Annotated in this window: 21 protein-coding genes; 5 read left to right on the forward strand and 16 right to left on the reverse strand. The window is 54.6% G+C overall.

What is annotated here, in order from left to right:
* The first annotated feature begins 101 nt into the window (after positions 1 to 101).
* Entirely contained in the window at positions 102 to 1,016 is a 915-nt protein-coding gene (gene rdgC / locus PYW49_RS08700) for a recombination-associated protein RdgC (RefSeq protein ID WP_023310540.1), read from the forward strand.
* A 46-nt stretch (positions 1,017 to 1,062) separates the two neighbouring features.
* Here rdgC and ppnP read toward each other — a convergent pair whose 3' ends face one another.
* From ppnP to PYW49_RS08725, 5 genes are all read right to left on the reverse strand, one after another.
* Positions 1,063 to 1,350 carry a pyrimidine/purine nucleoside phosphorylase gene (ppnP, locus tag PYW49_RS08705; RefSeq protein WP_025756214.1) on the reverse strand — a complete coding sequence of 96 codons (288 nt, stop codon included), beginning with the start codon at positions 1,348 to 1,350 and terminating at the stop codon, positions 1,063 to 1,065.
* Positions 1,351 to 1,421: 71 nt separating this feature from the next.
* Positions 1,422 to 2,099, reverse strand: coding sequence for an AroM family protein (locus tag PYW49_RS08710; protein WP_008503271.1), 678 nt, complete (start codon positions 2,097 to 2,099; stop codon positions 1,422 to 1,424).
* A gap of 237 nt (positions 2,100 to 2,336) precedes the next feature.
* Positions 2,337 to 2,528, reverse strand: coding sequence for a protein YaiA (yaiA, locus tag PYW49_RS08715; RefSeq protein WP_023334675.1), 192 nt, complete (start codon positions 2,526 to 2,528; stop codon positions 2,337 to 2,339).
* A gap of 44 nt (positions 2,529 to 2,572) precedes the next feature.
* A complete protein-coding gene (gene aroL / locus PYW49_RS08720) occupies positions 2,573 to 3,097 on the reverse strand; it encodes a shikimate kinase AroL (RefSeq protein WP_008503273.1) in 525 nt (174 codons plus the stop codon).
* Between the two features lie 144 nt (positions 3,098 to 3,241).
* Positions 3,242 to 3,700: a YaiI/YqxD family protein gene (locus PYW49_RS08725; protein WP_047347309.1), complete on the reverse strand. Its 459-nt coding sequence runs from the start codon at positions 3,698 to 3,700 to the stop codon at positions 3,242 to 3,244.
* 97 nt (positions 3,701 to 3,797) lie between these two features.
* Between PYW49_RS08725 and proC the strand changes: the two genes are divergently transcribed.
* Positions 3,798 to 4,607, forward strand: coding sequence for a pyrroline-5-carboxylate reductase (gene proC, locus PYW49_RS08730; protein ID WP_024906789.1), 810 nt, complete (start codon positions 3,798 to 3,800; stop codon positions 4,605 to 4,607).
* 16 nt (positions 4,608 to 4,623) lie between these two features.
* On the opposite strand, the gene adrA is transcribed toward proC, so the two are convergent.
* From adrA to PYW49_RS08760, 6 genes are all read right to left on the reverse strand, one after another.
* A complete protein-coding gene (gene adrA, locus PYW49_RS08735; protein ID WP_320386241.1) occupies positions 4,624 to 5,727 on the reverse strand; it encodes a diguanylate cyclase AdrA in 1,104 nt (367 codons plus the stop codon).
* 102 nt (positions 5,728 to 5,829) lie between these two features.
* A complete protein-coding gene (psiF, locus tag PYW49_RS08740; protein WP_134349079.1) occupies positions 5,830 to 6,150 on the reverse strand; it encodes a phosphate starvation-inducible protein PsiF in 321 nt (106 codons plus the stop codon).
* Between the two features lie 89 nt (positions 6,151 to 6,239).
* Complete coding sequence (gene phoA / locus PYW49_RS08745; protein ID WP_320386242.1) at positions 6,240 to 7,655, reverse strand: alkaline phosphatase; 1,416 nt, start codon at positions 7,653 to 7,655, stop codon at positions 6,240 to 6,242.
* A 99-nt stretch (positions 7,656 to 7,754) separates the two neighbouring features.
* Entirely contained in the window at positions 7,755 to 8,015 is a 261-nt protein-coding gene (gene iraP / locus PYW49_RS08750; RefSeq protein ID WP_134349077.1) for an anti-adapter protein IraP, read from the reverse strand.
* A gap of 208 nt (positions 8,016 to 8,223) precedes the next feature.
* Positions 8,224 to 9,438 carry a multidrug efflux MFS transporter gene (locus PYW49_RS08755; RefSeq protein ID WP_134349076.1) on the reverse strand — a complete coding sequence of 405 codons (1,215 nt, stop codon included), beginning with the start codon at positions 9,436 to 9,438 and terminating at the stop codon, positions 8,224 to 8,226.
* 168 nt (positions 9,439 to 9,606) lie between these two features.
* Entirely contained in the window at positions 9,607 to 10,290 is a 684-nt protein-coding gene (locus tag PYW49_RS08760) for an extensin-like domain-containing protein (RefSeq protein ID WP_320386243.1), read from the reverse strand.
* A gap of 103 nt (positions 10,291 to 10,393) precedes the next feature.
* On the opposite strand from PYW49_RS08760, the gene ddlA reads away from it, so the two are divergent.
* Complete coding sequence (ddlA, locus tag PYW49_RS08765) at positions 10,394 to 11,494, forward strand: D-alanine--D-alanine ligase (protein ID WP_320386244.1); 1,101 nt, start codon at positions 10,394 to 10,396, stop codon at positions 11,492 to 11,494.
* Here ddlA and PYW49_RS08770 read toward each other — a convergent pair.
* Complete coding sequence (locus tag PYW49_RS08770; RefSeq protein ID WP_025756225.1) at positions 11,491 to 11,727, reverse strand: DUF2754 family protein; 237 nt, start codon at positions 11,725 to 11,727, stop codon at positions 11,491 to 11,493. The genes ddlA and PYW49_RS08770 overlap by 4 nt on opposite strands.
* A gap of 248 nt (positions 11,728 to 11,975) precedes the next feature.
* Between PYW49_RS08770 and PYW49_RS08775 the strand changes: the two genes are divergently transcribed.
* The gene (locus PYW49_RS08775; RefSeq protein ID WP_008503287.1) at positions 11,976 to 12,275 is read left to right on the forward strand and encodes a DUF2755 family protein; all 300 of its coding nucleotides are present in this window, start codon (positions 11,976 to 11,978) and stop codon (positions 12,273 to 12,275) included.
* Here the strand turns inward: PYW49_RS08775 and PYW49_RS08780 are convergent.
* The 3 genes from PYW49_RS08780 to PYW49_RS08790 form a co-directional block, all read right to left on the reverse strand.
* On the reverse strand, positions 12,272 to 13,369 hold the full coding sequence (locus PYW49_RS08780) for a DUF1615 domain-containing protein (RefSeq protein ID WP_320386245.1): 1,098 nt from the start codon (positions 13,367 to 13,369) through the stop codon (positions 12,272 to 12,274). The genes PYW49_RS08775 and PYW49_RS08780 overlap by 4 nt on opposite strands.
* A gap of 14 nt (positions 13,370 to 13,383) precedes the next feature.
* A complete protein-coding gene (sbmA, locus tag PYW49_RS08785; protein ID WP_320386246.1) occupies positions 13,384 to 14,604 on the reverse strand; it encodes a peptide antibiotic transporter SbmA in 1,221 nt (406 codons plus the stop codon).
* A gap of 114 nt (positions 14,605 to 14,718) precedes the next feature.
* Positions 14,719 to 15,252 carry an isochorismatase family protein gene (locus PYW49_RS08790; RefSeq protein WP_320386247.1) on the reverse strand — a complete coding sequence of 178 codons (534 nt, stop codon included), beginning with the start codon at positions 15,250 to 15,252 and terminating at the stop codon, positions 14,719 to 14,721.
* Between the two features lie 204 nt (positions 15,253 to 15,456).
* Between PYW49_RS08790 and ampH the strand changes: the two genes are divergently transcribed.
* Positions 15,457 to 16,617, forward strand: a complete 1,161-nt coding sequence (gene ampH, locus PYW49_RS08795) for a D-alanyl-D-alanine-carboxypeptidase/endopeptidase AmpH (protein ID WP_320386248.1) — start codon at positions 15,457 to 15,459, stop codon at positions 16,615 to 16,617.
* A 2-nt stretch (positions 16,618 to 16,619) separates the two neighbouring features.
* Here ampH and PYW49_RS08800 read toward each other — a convergent pair whose 3' ends face one another.
* Positions 16,620 to 17,243 carry a helix-turn-helix domain-containing protein gene (locus PYW49_RS08800; RefSeq protein WP_134349068.1) on the reverse strand — a complete coding sequence of 208 codons (624 nt, stop codon included), beginning with the start codon at positions 17,241 to 17,243 and terminating at the stop codon, positions 16,620 to 16,622.
* Positions 17,244 to 17,315: the final 72 nt, after the last annotated feature.

Raw genomic sequence — 17,315 nt, forward strand, 5'->3', positions numbered from 1 at the left:
TTATCAACAGAGTAGAAGCACGCTTCCCGATTAGCAATGCAAGCGATGCGACAATTCGTTATCATGCCCGCTGATTTAACGACAAGGCCGTGGAAATTATCATGCTGTGGTTCAAAAATTTGATGGTTTACCGTCTCAGCCGCGACGTTTCGCTGCGTGCAGAAGAGATGGAAAAACAGTTAGCCGCTTATACCTTTTCCCCATGCGGTAGCCAGGATATGGCAAAAACCGGTTGGGTTCCTCCAATGGGTTCACAAAGCGATGCACTGACCCACGCCAGTAGCACGGGTCAAATCATCGTCTGCGCCCGCAAAGAAGAGAAAATACTGCCCACGCCGGTAGTTAAGCAGGCGCTCGAAGCGAAAATTTTCAAGCTGGAAGCCGAGCAGGGTCGCAAGCTGAAAAAAACCGAAAAAGATTCGCTGAAAGACGAAGTTCTGCATTCCCTGCTGCCGCGCGCCTTCAGCCGCTTTAGCCAGACCATGATGTGGATCGATACCGTTAACGGGCTGATCATGGTGGACTGCGCCAGTGCAAAAAAAGCGGAAGATACGCTTGCCCTGCTGCGCAAAAGTATCGGCTCTTTACCGGTCGTTCCGCTGGCACTGGAAACGCCAATCGAGTTGACGCTGACCGAATGGGTACGCAGCGGTGCTGCGGCACAAGGTTTCCAGATCCTTGATGAGGCCGAACTGAAAGCGTTGCTGGAAGATGGCGGCGTGATCCGTGCGAAAAAACAGGATCTGGTGAGCGACGAGATCGCGGTACACATCGAAGCGGGCAAAGTGGTCACCAAACTGGCGCTCGACTGGCAGCAGCGCATTCAGTTCGTGATGTGCGACGACGGCTCCGTGAAACGTCTGAAGTTCTGCGACGAGCTGCGCGATCAGAACGAAGATATCGACAGGGAAGACTACGCTCAGCGCTTTGACGCGGACTTCATCCTGATGACCGGAGAGCTGGCTGCGTTGATTCAGAATCTGGTGGAAGGTCTCGGCGGCGAAGCGCAGAGATAATTTCCCCTCACCCTGACCCTCTCCCCAACGGGGAGAGGGAAGAAGATTATTTCAGGTAGCGGCACAGATAAGAGGTAGGTTCAGCAACCTGCAAATGGAATTCGCTGTGGCCAGGAACGTTGAAAGCTTGTCCGGCAGCGTAAACTTTCCATTCCGTTTCACCCGGCAGTAAGACGTTCAGCGCGCCGCTGACCACCGTCATTTCTTCAGCTTCCGCTGTGCCAAAGGTGTATTCCCCTTCAGCCATCACGCCGACACTGGCGCGGCCAGTGCTGCTGCTGGTAAAACCAATGGATTTCACTTTACCGGAAAAGTATTCGTTACTCTGAAGCATGAACTAGCCCTTATATTTTTAGATAAAAATTCACTATAGGGGCCATGCTCATCACCTGTCACGCAAAATCATTACATCAGGAGTTCCGAGGCCAGGCGCGCCATCAGAACGTTGGATAACAGTACGGGCACATCCAGCGCTTTTTGCAGCAAATCACGATGGTGCTGGTGGAAGCCCAGGCAGTCCAGGATCAACACATCTGCCCCTCTCTCCAGCAGCTCCTTCCCGGCAGCAATGAGTTTGGCCTCACTGTCCCAGAACGGATTTGCCAGCGCATACAAGGGCACTTTTTCAAGCACGTGCCATTTTGCCTCCTGGTTGTCCATGAGCTCCTCGATAGGAACAATCACCCCCACCTGATGACCATCGACGATGGAGGCAACCAGCGGCGGAATGATCCGCATCGGCTCCAGCAAAATTGCATTGCGCGCCGTGAGCCCCTTAATGGGTGCGGTACTCATCAGCAAAATAACGTCATAACCTTGATTATCGAGTACTTCTATTACGCCCTGCAGCGAGCGTTCGATTTTCTGGCGTGATACATGCGCCAGTTTACCGTCGCTTAATAACGTCGCCAGGGGATCCTCCCCCGCCTCTACAGCGTAGTCTTCCATGACCTCTTCCCGACTCATCTTCCCCAGCAGGCTGAGATGCGTTATCTGTTGTTCAGATACATGCTCGGTTAAGAGCGGTAACACTTCGCTTACAGGGACCACACCAATGGTGAGGATCGCCAACGTTGCCTTCATCTTTATCGCCTTCCATTACTCCAACATCGTGCACACAGGTACAGGCTTACTACGCTGCGCAGCTCATTTTTTCAACAAAACAGCACCAAGCGTAGCAGGTGATCCCGACATCGAAATGTAAAGATCGCCTGCCGATACCGGAGTTACTTGTAATAACTAAATATTAACTCCTGCTTAACTTTCTCGATGAGTAAAAAGTGTGATTCAGGCACGATATTGGAGCGTTTAGGAAAACGGTCAGGTTATATCGGGATCTTCGTAGCGCCGCTTCGCATCCAGCGCTTCCTGTTCAGTCTCGTGTTCACTGATCAGCGAGTCCGGTTTAGGGTGATCGGCACGCAGCTGATACCAGGTCACGGTATGACCCGTATGGCCTTTTTCGACGGTAACAATGCGCGCTTCACGGGGATAGGGGGGTCTGGTTGGCATAGCTCATCCTTTTTTTATGTCTGAGCTATAAGTATAGACGCCGGTTAGCTTGCACAAGCCAAACGCAGGGCGGTAATAATCTGAATCACAACGTCTTCGGGAGACGCTGATGCATCCACCACGTGGTGAGCCGCTTCGCGGTATAATGCATCACGTTCGGCCAGCACTTCACTCACCTCTTCGTTGAGCGGCCTGGAGGTCAGCGCAGGGCGTTGCCCCTCTTCCGGAAATGCCTCCAGACGCCCTACCAGAGCCGACACCGGCGCGCTGAGATAGATAACAATCCCCTTTTCGCGCATAAAGTGACGATTACACTCTGCCAGCACAATGCCTCCGCCTGTCGCAATCACGGCTGAGGGTGTGGTGACCGCTTTCAGCGCGGCCGTTTCGCGTGCGCGAAAGCTCTCCCAACCTTCCTGCTCAACAATGTCGGCGATGGTTTTTCCGGCCTCGGTTTGCAGCCAGTGGTCGGTGTCAACAAACTGGCGATGACACACGCGTGCCAGCTCCAGGCCAACGGTGGTTTTCCCACAGCCGCGGGGGCCAACTAAAAAGATGGGTTGGGTCATAGCCAGGTGTTCCCCTTGATGCCGGATGGCTGAAGAGTGTAAAGAAATAATTGCAGAAGATGTTGCGATTACTTTACTGCAAAGCGGTACGGGATGACAACCCTGTGGAGGCCACACTGTACCACAAATTGACAATAATTATCATTACGCAGTGCGGCGCTTCACTTCCAGCAGCCATTTATCCAGTTCGGCAGCGAACTGCTGACGGTCGCGCTGGGACAGGCTGTCCGGCCCGCCGGTCTGCACGCCGCTGGCCCGCATCGTATCCATAAAGTCGCGCATGGTGAGCTTCTCGCGAATGGTCGAAGGCGAGTAACGTTCACCGCGCGGGTTGAGCGCCGCCGCCCCTTTTTCCAGCACTTCAGCGGCCAGCGGAATATCCGCCGTGATCACCAGATCTTCCGCGCTACACAGGCGCACAATTTCGTTATCCGCCACGTCGAACCCGGCCGGAACGCGCAAAGAGCGGATGAACCGCGAAGGTGGCACGCGAATATTCTGGTTCGCCACCAGCGTCATCGGCATCTGGACGCGCTCGGCGGCGCGAAACAAAATCTCTTTAATCACATTCGGACACGCGTCCGCATCAACCCAAATCGCCATATTGTCTCCCCATAATGATTCTGCCGACTATTGTCGCCTGCATTTCGTTGTTAAGCTATCAATCAGAGAAAACAACGCATAATGACGGAGAATCGTGATGGACAAGAAAATCGGGTTTATCGGCTGCGGTAACATGGGCAAAGCCATCCTGGGCGGTCTGATCGCCAGCGGGCAGGTTCTGCCGGGTCAGATTTGGGTCTATACCCCGTCACCGGACAAGGTTGCCGCATTGCGCGATCAGTACGGGATCAACGCCGCCGAAAGCGCGCAGGAAGTGGCCCAGGTCGCCGATATCGTCTTTGGTGCCGTCAAGCCAAACATCATGATCAAAGTGCTGAGCGATATCACCTCCAGCCTGAACAAAGAGACGCTGGTCGTGTCGATTGCCGCTGGCGTCACGCTCGATCAGCTGGCGCGCGCGCTGGGCCACGACCGTAAAATCGTCCGCGCGATGCCTAACACCCCTTCGCTGGTCAACGCCGGCATGACCTCCGTAACGCCTAACGCGCTGGTGACCACAGAAGAAGTGGCCGATGTGCTGAACATCTTCCGCTGCTTCGGTGAAGCGGAGGTGATTGCCGAATCGATGATCCATCCGGTGGTCGGTGTCAGTGGTTCTGCTCCTGCATATGTCTTTATGTTTTTGGAAGCGATGGCCGATGCCGCTGTGCTTGGCGGTATGCCGCGTGCGCAGGCGTATAAGTTCGCCGCGCAGGCCGTTATGGGCTCAGCCAAAATGGTGCTGGAGACCGGCAAACACCCTGGTGAACTGAAAGATATGGTCTGCTCTCCGGGCGGTACCACCATCGAAGCGGTGCGGGTGCTGGAAGAGCGCGGGTTCCGCTCGGCGGTCATTGAGGCGATGGCAAAATGCATGGAAAAATCAGAGAAACTGAGTAAATCCTGATGGTCTCAGTCGGGCGTCAGGCGGCCACTTCGGTACGGCTGCGCCCGGCATTTTTCGCCCTGTACAGCGCCACGTCAGCCGCCTTCAGCCATTCACGATAATGTCCAAACTGCGGTCCCCAGGGGGCAACGCCTACGCTTATGCGCAGCGCTTCTTTTGGCGCGCACGGTAACGACAGTTTTTCCAGCCGCTCGTGCACCCGAGACATCACGTCGATGGCGCTTTCCGCCGCGGTCTGCGACATAATCACCGCAAACTCATCCCCGCCAAACCGGCCGATAGCATCGCCTGAACGCACCGACATCTGGAGCTGGCGCGTAATGGCGATGATCGCCTCGTCGCCCACATCGTGCCCCCATGTGTCGTTAATGTTCTTAAAGTGGTCAATATCAATCAGCAGTATCGTGGCGGTGATGTGGCTGCGCCGGCAATGCTCAAATTCATTTCGCAGCAACATTTCCCAGTGCCGGCGATTAAAGACCCCGGTCATTCCGTCGCGGGTGCTCATCATTTCCAGCCGCCGTTTATGCTCCGCAAGCCTGACGGCCGTTCGGTGGCTGAGCCAGGCAAACAGCATGGGGTAAAGCACGAGTACGGGAAGCGTGAAGCCCCACTCCACGGGATCGGGGTTGAAGACAGCCACCCTCCCGACGAATGGCAACGTCACCAGCGCGGAGAGCAAGGTCAACATTATCCCGGGGATAAACAGGCGACAGCCGCCGGAGCCCATCATATTCATCCCCACCATCATCACCAGCGCTGCCGTGGGTAACGCATTCACCCCCATCACGCCAATCCACAGCCCGGCGATAATGGCATCGATCTTCAGATTAAAGATTTCCTGCTGATGAGGTGACGAGGCGCGGCAGGATAACTGCCAGGCGAAATGGGGCCAGACGAACGACCATCCCACCAGTAAAAGCCACCAGCCGCCGGGTAAAAAATGGGTGACCAGCATTCCGGCAATGGGGAAAAACATTGCCGCCAGCCCGACAGCGCGCGCCAGCCGAACTCGCCGGGCAAACTGAATGCCCGCGCGGTGAGGGTCATCCTGAGAAAGGGTTAAATTCCACTCTTCCCGAATGCGCTTTTTGTTGTAATAGGTTTCATCATTCATCATTTTTGGGAATATTCTGAAACATTTTCCCAAATTATAGAGAGGGGGTCTGCGGGGAAAGTATGAAATTTCGGGTGAGCCGCCGGAGCCGCTCACCCGTTAGAACTACACTTTTTTCTTGAGGCAGGCACTCATAAACTTGCTGCGGTCGTCCCCTTTCAGGGACTGCTCGGTTGCCTTCGCATTACATTCGCGCATTTTTTGCTGCTGCGGCGTCAGGCTTTTTTCAGCGGGTTTCGAGGCGCCATTTTTGAGGCAGTCGCTCATATAGGTCTTACGGGCGTCCCCCTTCAGACTCTGAGACGTCGCCTGTTGATTACAGGTGGTCATACGCTGCTGTTGAGGCGTTAACGTTTTCTCTTCCGCGTTCGCCGATGCGATCAGGAACAGGCCAGAGAGCAGAGTAACCAGTAATGTTGTTTTCATTGCACCATCCTTTTGTGAACATTCCCTGTAAGTCTGGTTCGTGACAGGAAAAAAACCACCCGGCAGATGTGATTTCCGCCGGGGTTTTATCATTTAAGACCCAGCGCCGCCTTCATGGTATAGAACAGATCCGTTTGATCGGTCAGGCCTACCACGTTTGCCGCATGCGGGCCGTAGGCTGCAATGCGCAGCTGCGTGCCCGTGTGCTCCATGGACTCTTCTTCAGAGTTGCCGTAGCTCAGCACCATGACGGCGCCATCTTTGGTGTTCAGCGCCTGCGTCAGGCCCGGTGCTTTGGTATCAGCCGGGATAATTTGGCTGGCGTGCGCATGGTCCGCGGTGACGATCACCAGAGTGTTACCGTCTTTTTTCGCGAACGCGAGCGCCTTCTGCACCGCTTCGTCCAGATCGACCGTTTCGCCAATCTGGCCGCACGGATTGGCAGCATGATCCTGTTTATCGATCGACGCGCCTTCAACCTGCAGGAAGAACCCTTTTTCGCTCTTACTCAGCAGAGAGATCGCTTTATCAGTCATCGCCGCCAGCGTCGGTACGCTGTCAGTACGTTTCGGGTTCGGCGTACAGGTCACGGCAGGTTTATCGATATTACCGTGATATGAGGCTTTAGGCCCTTCCCAGCGCACGGGCATGTTGCCGTCCGAGAAGAGCCCCAGCAGCGGTTTGTCCTGGCTCGCCTCGGTTATCGCCGCCAGAGAACTGGCATCACTCACCAGCTGATAGCCGCGAGCCTGCGCCTGCTCGCGCAGCGTTTTACCCTGCCACTCGCCCGCCGTCGCGGTTTCCGCGAAGGTTTTCGCGCCGCCGCCCAGCGTCACATCAGGGCGTGCATTCAGCAGCTGTTCCGTAATCGAACCCTTGCCGCCTTTTTCCAGCGCGTTCGTTGGGCATTTTTCGCTGGTCACTGACGGGCCATAGCATTTACGCGAGGTCACGTGCGCCACCAGCGCCGCAGGCGTTGCATCCTGAAGCTCAGCGGTAGAAACGTTGCCGGTCGCCAGCCCCGCCGCTTTTGCCATCTCCAGAAGGGTTTGATGATCTTTTTCGTGAATATCCACGCCCAGCGCGCCATTATAGGTTTTCACGCCAGTGGACCACGCCGTGGCGGAGGCTGCTGAATCCGTTACGTAATCCGGCTTGCCGGTTTTTTTATCCAGCGCGTAATGGGTATATTGTCCGGTCAGCGGTAATGCGTCGATACCTTTAAAAAAGCCGCCCGCACCCTCAGCATAATTTCGCGCCGCTGTGATTTCGGAATCACCCATTCCATCGCCAATAAGCAGAATAATGTTTTTTGCCGGTTTATCATTCAGCGAAGCGCGAATAGCGGCGGTTTGATCTTCCGACAATCTGCGTGCGCCGCCAGGCTCGGTGATATCCCCTTTTGCGGCACGATTATCCAGCACGCTGGTTTGGACGGTGTCCGCATAAATGGCCGGGGTAATTAACAGGGGAAGTAATGCGATGAAAAGTGCGCTCTGTTTCAATTTATTTTCTCCATGTACAAATACATAAAAATAAAAACAGAGCGACTATAGGCATCCTGCATGACAATTCTATGACACGTCGTTACGTCCTGTGACGGTTTAGCTGCGCGGATGCCTTAACAGCTTCTTTACGTACTGGTGGAGCATCTCAGCATCCTCAGCCGGCACCTGCGATTCAGGCCTGACGCTGTCCAGCGCACCTTCCACGCTCTCAATCAACGCCTGTTGATCGGTTTTCGCCATCTGCCGCAGCAGCGCGGTAACCACAATTTCCAGCGCTTCGACCTGGGCTACCAGCTCTTTTGACTCTTCTTCCTTTTGTGCAAGCTTGACCAGCAATTCAGCAATCAGATTTTTCATCGTGCTATTTCCTTATCAGTTTTGTCTGAAGTTAGCATTCTGAATCCGTTATGCAAAGAGAAGAAATATATTATGGTATGCAAAATTGATACAGGAACGAAAATAAATGACTCGTGCCGTCAGCGAAACGTTTTTCTATAAAAAAACGCCGCATTTTGTTATATAAAATACGGCTACTATAAGAATATATAATGCATCAGCGAAACGGTTATCTCACTGATTTCGCCTCCGCCATTTGCCTGCGACGACGCAGCGCAATAGCCAGCTGGATAATATTGATTAAAACGACAATCGCCGTGGCAGCAAATACCCAACGAAAACCAGCCATTGCGGAAACGGAAGCGCCAATAAGCGGACCGGCAACATTCCCCAGATACATAAATGACTGGTTATATCCAAAAATACGCCCCGTCACCTGGTCGCTGGAATATTTAACCAGCAGGGTCTGTACCGCAGGCAACATTGCGCCATCGGCAAAGCCAAGCAGAAAGCGCAGTACGCCAAGCTGAAGCGGAGAGGTGACAAACGACATCGCGAAAAAGAGCACGACGGCAAAGATCAGCGTAGCCATCAGAATGCGCGCCGTGCCAATCCTGTCACCCAGTTTTCCAAGACGCGGCGCGGAAATCAGCGCGGATACGCCCGGCACGGCGGCAATCATGCCGCTCAGAAAAGCGATATTATTGCTCTCCGGCTCCATCGACTTAATAAACAGTGCCAGAATCGGACCAACCGAACCGTTACAGAGCTGGATAACCATGGTAGTCACGAACAGGCTGATCATCAGCCCCGGATAAGGCAGCGAGGCGAAAACGGCCTTGCCGCTCAGGCGTTCAGATTTACTGATAACCGGGCGCCCCCCCTCTTTGATAAGAAAGAGCGTCACCAGAAAACTGACCACCAGCAGGATCGCGGTGATGATAAACACCGCGCGCAGCCCGACGTGGTCCGCCAGAAAGCCCCCCAGCAGCGGGCCACCGATGACGCCGCTTATCTGCGCCGTGGAGAGCGTACTCAGGGCCCAGCCGCTACGCTCGCGCGGTACCTGAGAAGCAACCAGCGCCATGGCATTGGGAATATACCCGGACGTCAGCCCCATCACCGCTCTCAGGAAAAACAGCTGCCAGACGTTGGTAGCGAAGGCCTGCAGCAGAATGGCGATCGCCATCCCGAGCGAGGCGCGCAGCAGCATCAGCTTCCGGCCCTTCCGATCCGCCAGGCTGCCCCACATCGGTGACACAATGGCGGATACCAGAAACGTGACGCTGAACGTCAGACCGGACCACATGGAGAGCGCTTCATGCGAGGTCACCCCCAGCTGCGATACGTACAGCGGCAGGAACGGCAAGATCTGGCTGATGGCCAGCCCGGTAAAGAAGCAACCGAACCAGACCGAGATGAGATTAACTTTCCAGGATTCCATAAAGAAATAGTCTTCATTTTTAGGCGAATTCGCCTACAGATTAGCAAGTTACGCGTTTTGACGTCGTACCAGAGATGCGACCTGACTGACTTTGGTGTTTTATCTTCCCAGTCATCATATTTGTGAAATAAGTCACAAATCATCCATTTTCTGGCGGAATATTATGCTTCAGCGGCAGAGCCCAAAACCGTGCATCCCCAGATGAAAGTGGTTGGCATGTGCCGCGTTATACTCTGGCCCCAGACCGTTCCCGTAGTAGCCACAGCTTGCCGTCAGCATTGCCTTCAGCCATGGCTGCGTGTTTGCTGCCTTCCAGCCGTTCAGCACCGTGACGCGTTCACCGTTCGTCAGGCGAAAAGCGGCGATATCCAGCGCCTCTGCCGTGGCATGTTCACTGCGGCGGGCATCTGGGCGGTGGTAAATATTGCGGCAGGCAAAGCTGCCGAGGTGGTCGATACGCGCCAGGTCGCTGCCCATATAGCGTTTTGTCAGCGGCCGGGCCTGCTGGCTGATAAACAGCGCAGAGCTGAGCGCCAGCGGACAGCTTGCAAGAAAACTGCCGTTGAGGCTGACCGGGCCGAAGCTACGCACGCGCACGACGTTGCTAAGCGGACACTCCCCGCCGCTGTCAGCCACCGGTTGAGTGCGGATAAGATCTCGTTGGTTAGCCTGGGATAACAGGCTTGTGCAGGCCTCGGGGGTTAAACGCCGAAGCTTGAACTGGGTGATTCGGCCAGGCGGGTCGTCAAGCGTCAGCGGTATGAAAGGGTTGTAGTCAGGCGGCAACCAGCGGTAACCCACCGTTGCGACTACGACAATAATCAAAACGGTCAGCAGCGTTTTTCCTTTCACACTCCCCCCTCAACATTCCCCAAAACATTATGGCAGAAGGTCGCGAAACCCGCCGGGCATCGTGGTATGTTATTGGCTTTTCGTCAGACTGGAAGAGAGTGAGATGGCTAAGCAGCGCGTAGGTATTGTCTTTGGGGGAAAATCAGCGGAGCACGAAGTTTCATTGCAATCGGCCAAAAATATCGTTGATGCGATCGATAAAAGCCGTTTCGACGTGGTTCTGCTGGGCATTGATAAACAGGGTCAGTGGCACGTTAACGATGCCAGCCAGTATCTGCTTAATGCCCACGATCCGGCGCACATCGCCCTTAATCCTTCGGAAATTAGCGTCGCTACCGTACCCGGCGTCGTGAAGGGACAGCTCATCGACGCAGGCAATGCGCAGGCTCTCGCCCAGATCGACGTTGTTTTCCCCATCGTTCATGGCACTCTTGGCGAAGATGGTTCCCTGCAGGGAATGCTGCGCATGGCCAACCTGCCGTTCGTCGGTTCGGACGTCCTGGGCTCCGCCGCCTGCATGGACAAAGACGTCACCAAACGCCTGCTGCGCGATGCAGGGCTGAATGTTGCGCCGTTCGTTACCCTGACCCGCGCCAACCGCGACAAGCACAGCTTCGCACAAATTAGCGAACAGCTGGGTCTGCCGCTGTTTGTGAAGCCTGCAAACCAGGGGTCTTCCGTGGGCGTCAGCAAAGTGACAGACGAAGCACAATTTGCAGAAGCCGTCCGTCTGGCGTTTGAGTTCGACCATAAAGTGGTGGTTGAGCAGGGCATTAAAGGCCGTGAAATTGAATGCGCCGTACTGGGCAACGATTTTCCACAGGCGAGCACCTGCGGTGAAGTGGTATTAAACAGCGACTTCTATTCGTACGATACTAAATACATTGATGACAAAGGCGCTCAGGTCGTTGTTCCTGCGGATATCGATCCGGCGATCAACGATAAGATCCGGGCGATCGCCATTCGCGCTTATCAGACGCTCGGCTGCTGCGGCATGGCACGCGTGGATGTGTTCCTGACGCCGGAAAATGACGTGGTGATCAATGAAATCAACACGCTGCCGGGGTTCACCAACATCAGCATGTATCCGAAACTGTGGCAGGCGAGCGGGCTGGGCTACTCAGAGCTGATCACCCGCCTGATCGAACTGGCGCTGGAGCGTCACGCCGCCGACAGCGCGCTTAAAAGTTCCGTAAACGGTTAATCGGCTCTCTTCGCCGTTTCCGTCTCATCCGCTGTCGTCTCTTCAGGACGACGGCGGATAATCAAACCCGCCAGCCAGAAACTGATTACCCAGGTCACCAGCCCGACGGCATACGTTTGCCACCCTTTTGCTTCAAATCCCAGCAGGCCCACGACGCCGTTAAGAATGAAAATGAGCCCGATAGCAAAGGCGTAGTAGTGCCAGTCGCGGCGTAGTTTGGACGTGAGCTTCATAACAACTCCGGCAGGAAAAAAAGACATCCTCTCACAGTTTTACGGCCAGGTCTGTGGCAGATACGGAAATTCTGAAACGCGACGCAATTTCACTTAAGTGATGAAATTGTGATGTGCTGCAGAAATCGACAATCCAGGAGGATTCCGGCGGGTAAATTACCACGATTCTGATATTGACAAATGCGATGACCTGTCAAACTCACCCTGTACGAAGCGTATTGAAACAGAGTGATATTTCGGGAGGTCTTATGGCTGACTTTACATTGTCGAAACCGATTTTTGGCGGCAAACCAAAAACCTCCACGGCGGGTAATATCGCTTATGCCCTGTTTGTCCTGTTCTGCTTCTGGGCTGGCTCGCAGCTGCTCAATATGCTGGTCCATGCGCCAGGCGTTTATGAACACCTGATGCAGGTCCAGGACAACGGACGCCCGCGGGTTGAGATTGGGTTTGGTGTCAGCACCCTGTTCGGTCTGATTCCCTTCCTCGCGGGATGTATGATTCTGGGCGTTGTGGCGTTAGTTCTGCGCTTTCGCCGTCGTCGTTAAAGGCCCATACAGCGAGCCCGGCGATCGTCCACGCGTTTAGCGAACCATGCGGTGGTCAGGTTACGCGTGATCTTCGGGCTTTCCAGCTGGATCCCCGGCAGAATAGCCCTCGGTAACGTCTTCCCGCTTTTCTGCTCTGCGAGCGCAAACACCTTCCTGTACAGATCCGTTTTCTCAAATGCCAGGCTATCGCCTTTCTCAAGCTGGCGGCGAATGTCGCTGTTGCTCAAGCCAAGTGTTGTCGATAATTTGCGTACTGCCAGCTCTGTGCCTCCCGCCTCGCTGCTGCCGTAAGCGATGAGATCGCCGTCCAGCGCCAGCTTGACGCCGCTTGCGCGACTGACTGCACTTTGAAATGCTGCGTTACGGCTGGCATACCACCCCGCATTAAAGTCGGCAAAGCGGTACAGCGGCTCATTGTAGTTCGCCGGATAGTTCAGCAGATGATACGTGCCGAACCACAGTCCGCCGCGCAGGGAGAACACCTCCTGGCGCACCGTACCGTCAATTTTCCACGGGTAGCCGTCGATATGTTTCTCAGCGAACGCAATGCTCACCTGCATCGGGCCCCCGGTGTGTACCGGGTTAAGCGAGCCAAACAGCTTCTGCCCCATTGGGACCATGCTGATGAAATCATCAAAGATAGCGCTGAGCTGTTTTTCGGTTTTCACCGTATCCAGCCGCTCGCTGTAGCTTTTGCCGTTTGGCGAGGTGATTTTAAGCGCGGTGTGCACGAGGAATACCGGGATATGCATGGATTCCGCGCGGCGGTCGATCTCTTTCCAGGCAATTTTGTTCAGACCCGGCACGGCCGGGTCTGACTGGTACATCGACTCCTGCTGCGCCACCGCCAGCACCGAGCAGATATTTTCCTCCGTCGGCGCAATCTTTTGGCTTTCAAAGGTTTTTGCCAGCGCATCTGCCCACGCATTGCGATCCTTCACGCTGGCGGGCATTTTCTGCCGCACAACGCTTGCCACATCGACGGGCTTTTCGCCCTTTTTGAGCGGAGCGGCACCCTTTTCGGCACAGCCCGCCAGTACGAGGGCGGCCAGTAAGGACAACGGTAACGCGCGCGGTACGGCAAAAGACATAGCAACTTCCTGTATTAGCTAAATGTGTTGGTGACTTCCTGCAGGTCACGATCGTCCAGCTCGCGTTCAAAGCTGCGCAGACGTTTGTAGATGGACATCAGTTCTACCAGCGTAGTCCAGGAGCTAATCAGGTACTGGAACGACCCACGAACCTGACCGAAAACGTTGGTGATCTGTGTCATCAGACCGAGCGTAATCGTACCCGCGACAATCGACGGAAACAGCAGGAACAAACCGAAAACGTTATCAACCTGCAGATACAAAATACGCGCAATGTTGAAATACATGTAGTGGAAGTAGAGTCGGAAATAGTTACGACGCACGGCGCCAAACAGCTCGCGGACGGTCGGCGGCGAGGCGCGGTTGGCATCATCTTCGCCATAAACCAGCTCTTTACGGTATGCGGCTTCGACGCGTTGGTTTTTAAACTCCAGACCCGGCAGTTTGATCCCGACCACCGCCAGCAGACCCGTTCCCATCAGCGACCAGACGATTGCGGCAATGACCAGACCATACGGCAGATGGCCAACAATCGGCAGATCCGGCACATGCGCGGAGAGCGTCACCAGCACGGGCAGGAAGGCAATCAGCGTCATGATGGCGTTGATAAAGCTGACGCCCATGTCTTCAAGGGTGGAGGCGAAACGCATAGTGTCTTCCTGCACACGCTGCGCGGCACCTTCGATATGGCGCAGGTGCTGCCAGTGCGCCATATAATGTTCGTTCATTGCGGTACGCCAGCGGAAAACATAATGGCTAACGAAGAAGTTGTTCATCACGCCGATGATAACCGCAATAAGGGCGATACCAAGGAAGATCCCGACTTCATGGTAGAACTGGTTAATCGTTACCTTATGCGGCGAACTTAGCGCGGTCTGGATCAAATCGTAGAATGGCGCATACCAGGCGTTAACCGCCACGCCCACCTCCACGAGGAACCAGGTTACAAAGATAATCAGCGATGTGCCGAGGATCGACCAGTACTGCCAGCGGTGCGGAGAATAGACAAACCAGAACAACGCAAACAGCCCCACGCATACCATGTAGTAGGCGTAAAACAGCAGATAGCTCAGCGACCAGAAGCGCGCGGCGCTAATCGGTACATCGCCCGTTGCTCCCATAATGCGAGCCAGCCATGCGCCGCCGCCCGCCTGCCAGAAAATGACAGCGATGAGTGCCCAAATAAATGCCGACAGGAAAAAAGGCCCCGGCTTTGGGAAAAAAGACTTAAACATAATGCTTCCTTCTTGTTGTTATGGCTGTTGCTGTGCACAACACATCACCACACGAAAAACTGCCTGAGTCAGCCACCCGACGCAGGCAAAAAGGTCAGACCCGAGGGTTGATTATTAGTTCGCTTTCCAGCTTTCGAGAATTGTTTCGGTGCGTTTCACCGAGAGAGGATTCGCTGGGGCGATGAAGTCGCGCCAGACGTCGTTGTAGTGGTTAATCAGAATCTGCGCATCAGCCGCCGGGCGGTTGGCGGTGGTATGGGCATCTTCCGCCACGGTGATGTGGTAGCCCCGACTGACGCCGTTCTTAATCGTCGCGTCGACGCAGTAATCGGTGGCGCAGCCGCAGATGACAAACTCGCGAATGCCCTGCTCACGCAATAGCGTCTCAAGCGCGGTGTTATAGAAGGCATCACAGGCGGTCTTCGTCACGTAAAACGCGCCTGCCGGCTGGTTTAGCTCGGGAAGCAGTGCAAACCCTTCGCTCCCCTCCTCCAGCCCACCGTCTCCCGCGTGCTGAATAAAAATAACGGTATCTGACGCCTGCGTAAGTTGGTTGATACGCGAAACACATATTTCGCGCTGATGACGAGGCGTTTCAAACACCCCCTGCTGCATATCGACAACCATAACCACACGCTTTTCAGACATACCGTTCTCCGTAAGATTGAGTGACACTGATGCCTATCATAAGCCCGATGTCACAAAATGGGAGATGGCTCGCAAGTAAATTGTTCATATTTACCCATGGTTACGTTTTTCTCGCTATCGTTATGCAATTCCGGGCATTGCACGGTACCGATTAGTAGTATAAATACCCATTACTTTCCTCATACACTTCATGGATGCTTTTCGTTGAAACGTTGTCTGCTCTCTTTTGCCGCGCTGTGTGCGGTGAGCTTTTCTACCGCCCAGGCAGCCCAACCGCTGACGGCACCTGTTTTAGCTTCAGACATTGCCGATCGCTACGCGAATCTTATCTATTACGGCAGCGGCGCGACCGGTATGGCGATGGTCGTGATCGACGGCAACCAGCGTGTATTCCGCAGCTTTGGCGAAACGCGCCCGGGAAATAACGTTCACCCGCAGCTGGATTCCGTTATCCGCATCGCGTCCTTAACCAAGCTGATGACCAGCGAAATGCTGGTGAAACTGCTCGACCAGGGCGTGGTGAAACTCGATGACCCGCTCAGCAAATACGCACCTCCAGGCGCCCGGGTTCCGACTTATCAGGGTACGCCCATCCGGCTTGTTAACCTTGCCACCCACACCAGCGCCCTGCCGCGTGAGCAGCCTGGCGGGGCTGCGCATCGAGACGTATTTGTCTGGCCAACGCGCGACCAGCGCTGGAGCTACCTGAGTACCGCCACGCTGAAGGCGGCCCCGGGTTCGCAGGCCTCTTATTCAAATCTGGCGTTTGATCTGCTGGCGGATGCCCTCTCGACGGCGGCAGGCAAACCCTACACGCAGCTGTTTGAAGAGCAGATTACCCGTCCGCTGGGTATGAAAGACACCACCTTTACCCCTTCCCCGGATCAGTGCCGCCGCCTGATGGTGGCAGAGAAAGGCGCAAGCCCCTGTAATAACACGCTGGCAGCCGTGGGCAGCGGCGGAGTGTATTCTACCCCTGGTGACATGATGCGCTGGATGCAGCAGTTCCTTTCATCGGATTTCTACGCTCGCAGCAGTCAGGCCGATCGTATGCAGACCCTGATTTATCAGCGAACTCAGCTGCACCGCGTCATCGGGATGGACGTACCCGGTAAAGCCGATGCGCTCGGCATGGGCTGGGTCTATATGGCGCCGAAAAATGGCCGTCCAGGTATTATTCAGAAAACCGGCGGCGGCGGCGGATTCATTACCTATATGGCAATGATCCCACAGTCAAACGTGGGCGCGTTTGTGGTGGTCACCCGCTCTCCGAATACGCGCTTCGTTAATATGAGCGACGGTATTAATAATTTAGTGGCTGAACTGAGCGCCAATGAAGCGCAGGTTCTCACAGCGTCTAACTAATTTTAATATTCCGTGGGCAAGCGGTTAATGCTGACCAGCTTGCCCCGGCTCATATTGATGTAGTTTCCCTGCCGCAGGGCAGCGAGCACTTCTGCAACAACTGAGCGTGAAATACGCGTGCTTTGTTGAATATGATTCATCACACCAATTTTTGAACGCAGCGTTTCATCCCACTCTGCCATATTCAGCAGCATGGCGCGGATCTGGTGATAGGAATTATTTCCCACCAGCTGCATATCGCGTTTCGCAAGAATGTAATTTATCCACGATAACCAACTGAAGGCCTCTTTCCAGAGAGCATTCTGCTGTATGAGTTGACGGGTGGTTTCAGCGGACAAATAAAAACCCGTGCAGGGTGTTTTGGCGATGACGTTGTATTCCTGACAGTGATTAATCATCACGGTGGACAGTCCCAGAATAAAAGGAGCCTTCGCGATGCCGACCAGCAGTTCATCTGAATGACGATGGATTTCGATGATACCGGTTTGTAATACGATGGTGCCGGGCTCATTACACTCACCGGATGTAATTATTTGTTGTGGCGCAGATTTAAATGGGGTACTGGCTACTTTCAGACACTGTTCGAGCCGGCTTAATTCAGAAAGTGGTTTCGCATTAACGTTCATGCAGACCTCAAGGCATCCGTATTTGTCGGTTCAATATTATTTTTATCGATAAAAAAGCGGGGGATATCCTCC

Source organism: Enterobacter chinensis (assembly GCF_034008295.1).
Classification (GTDB): Bacteria; Pseudomonadota; Gammaproteobacteria; order Enterobacterales; family Enterobacteriaceae; genus Enterobacter; species Enterobacter chinensis.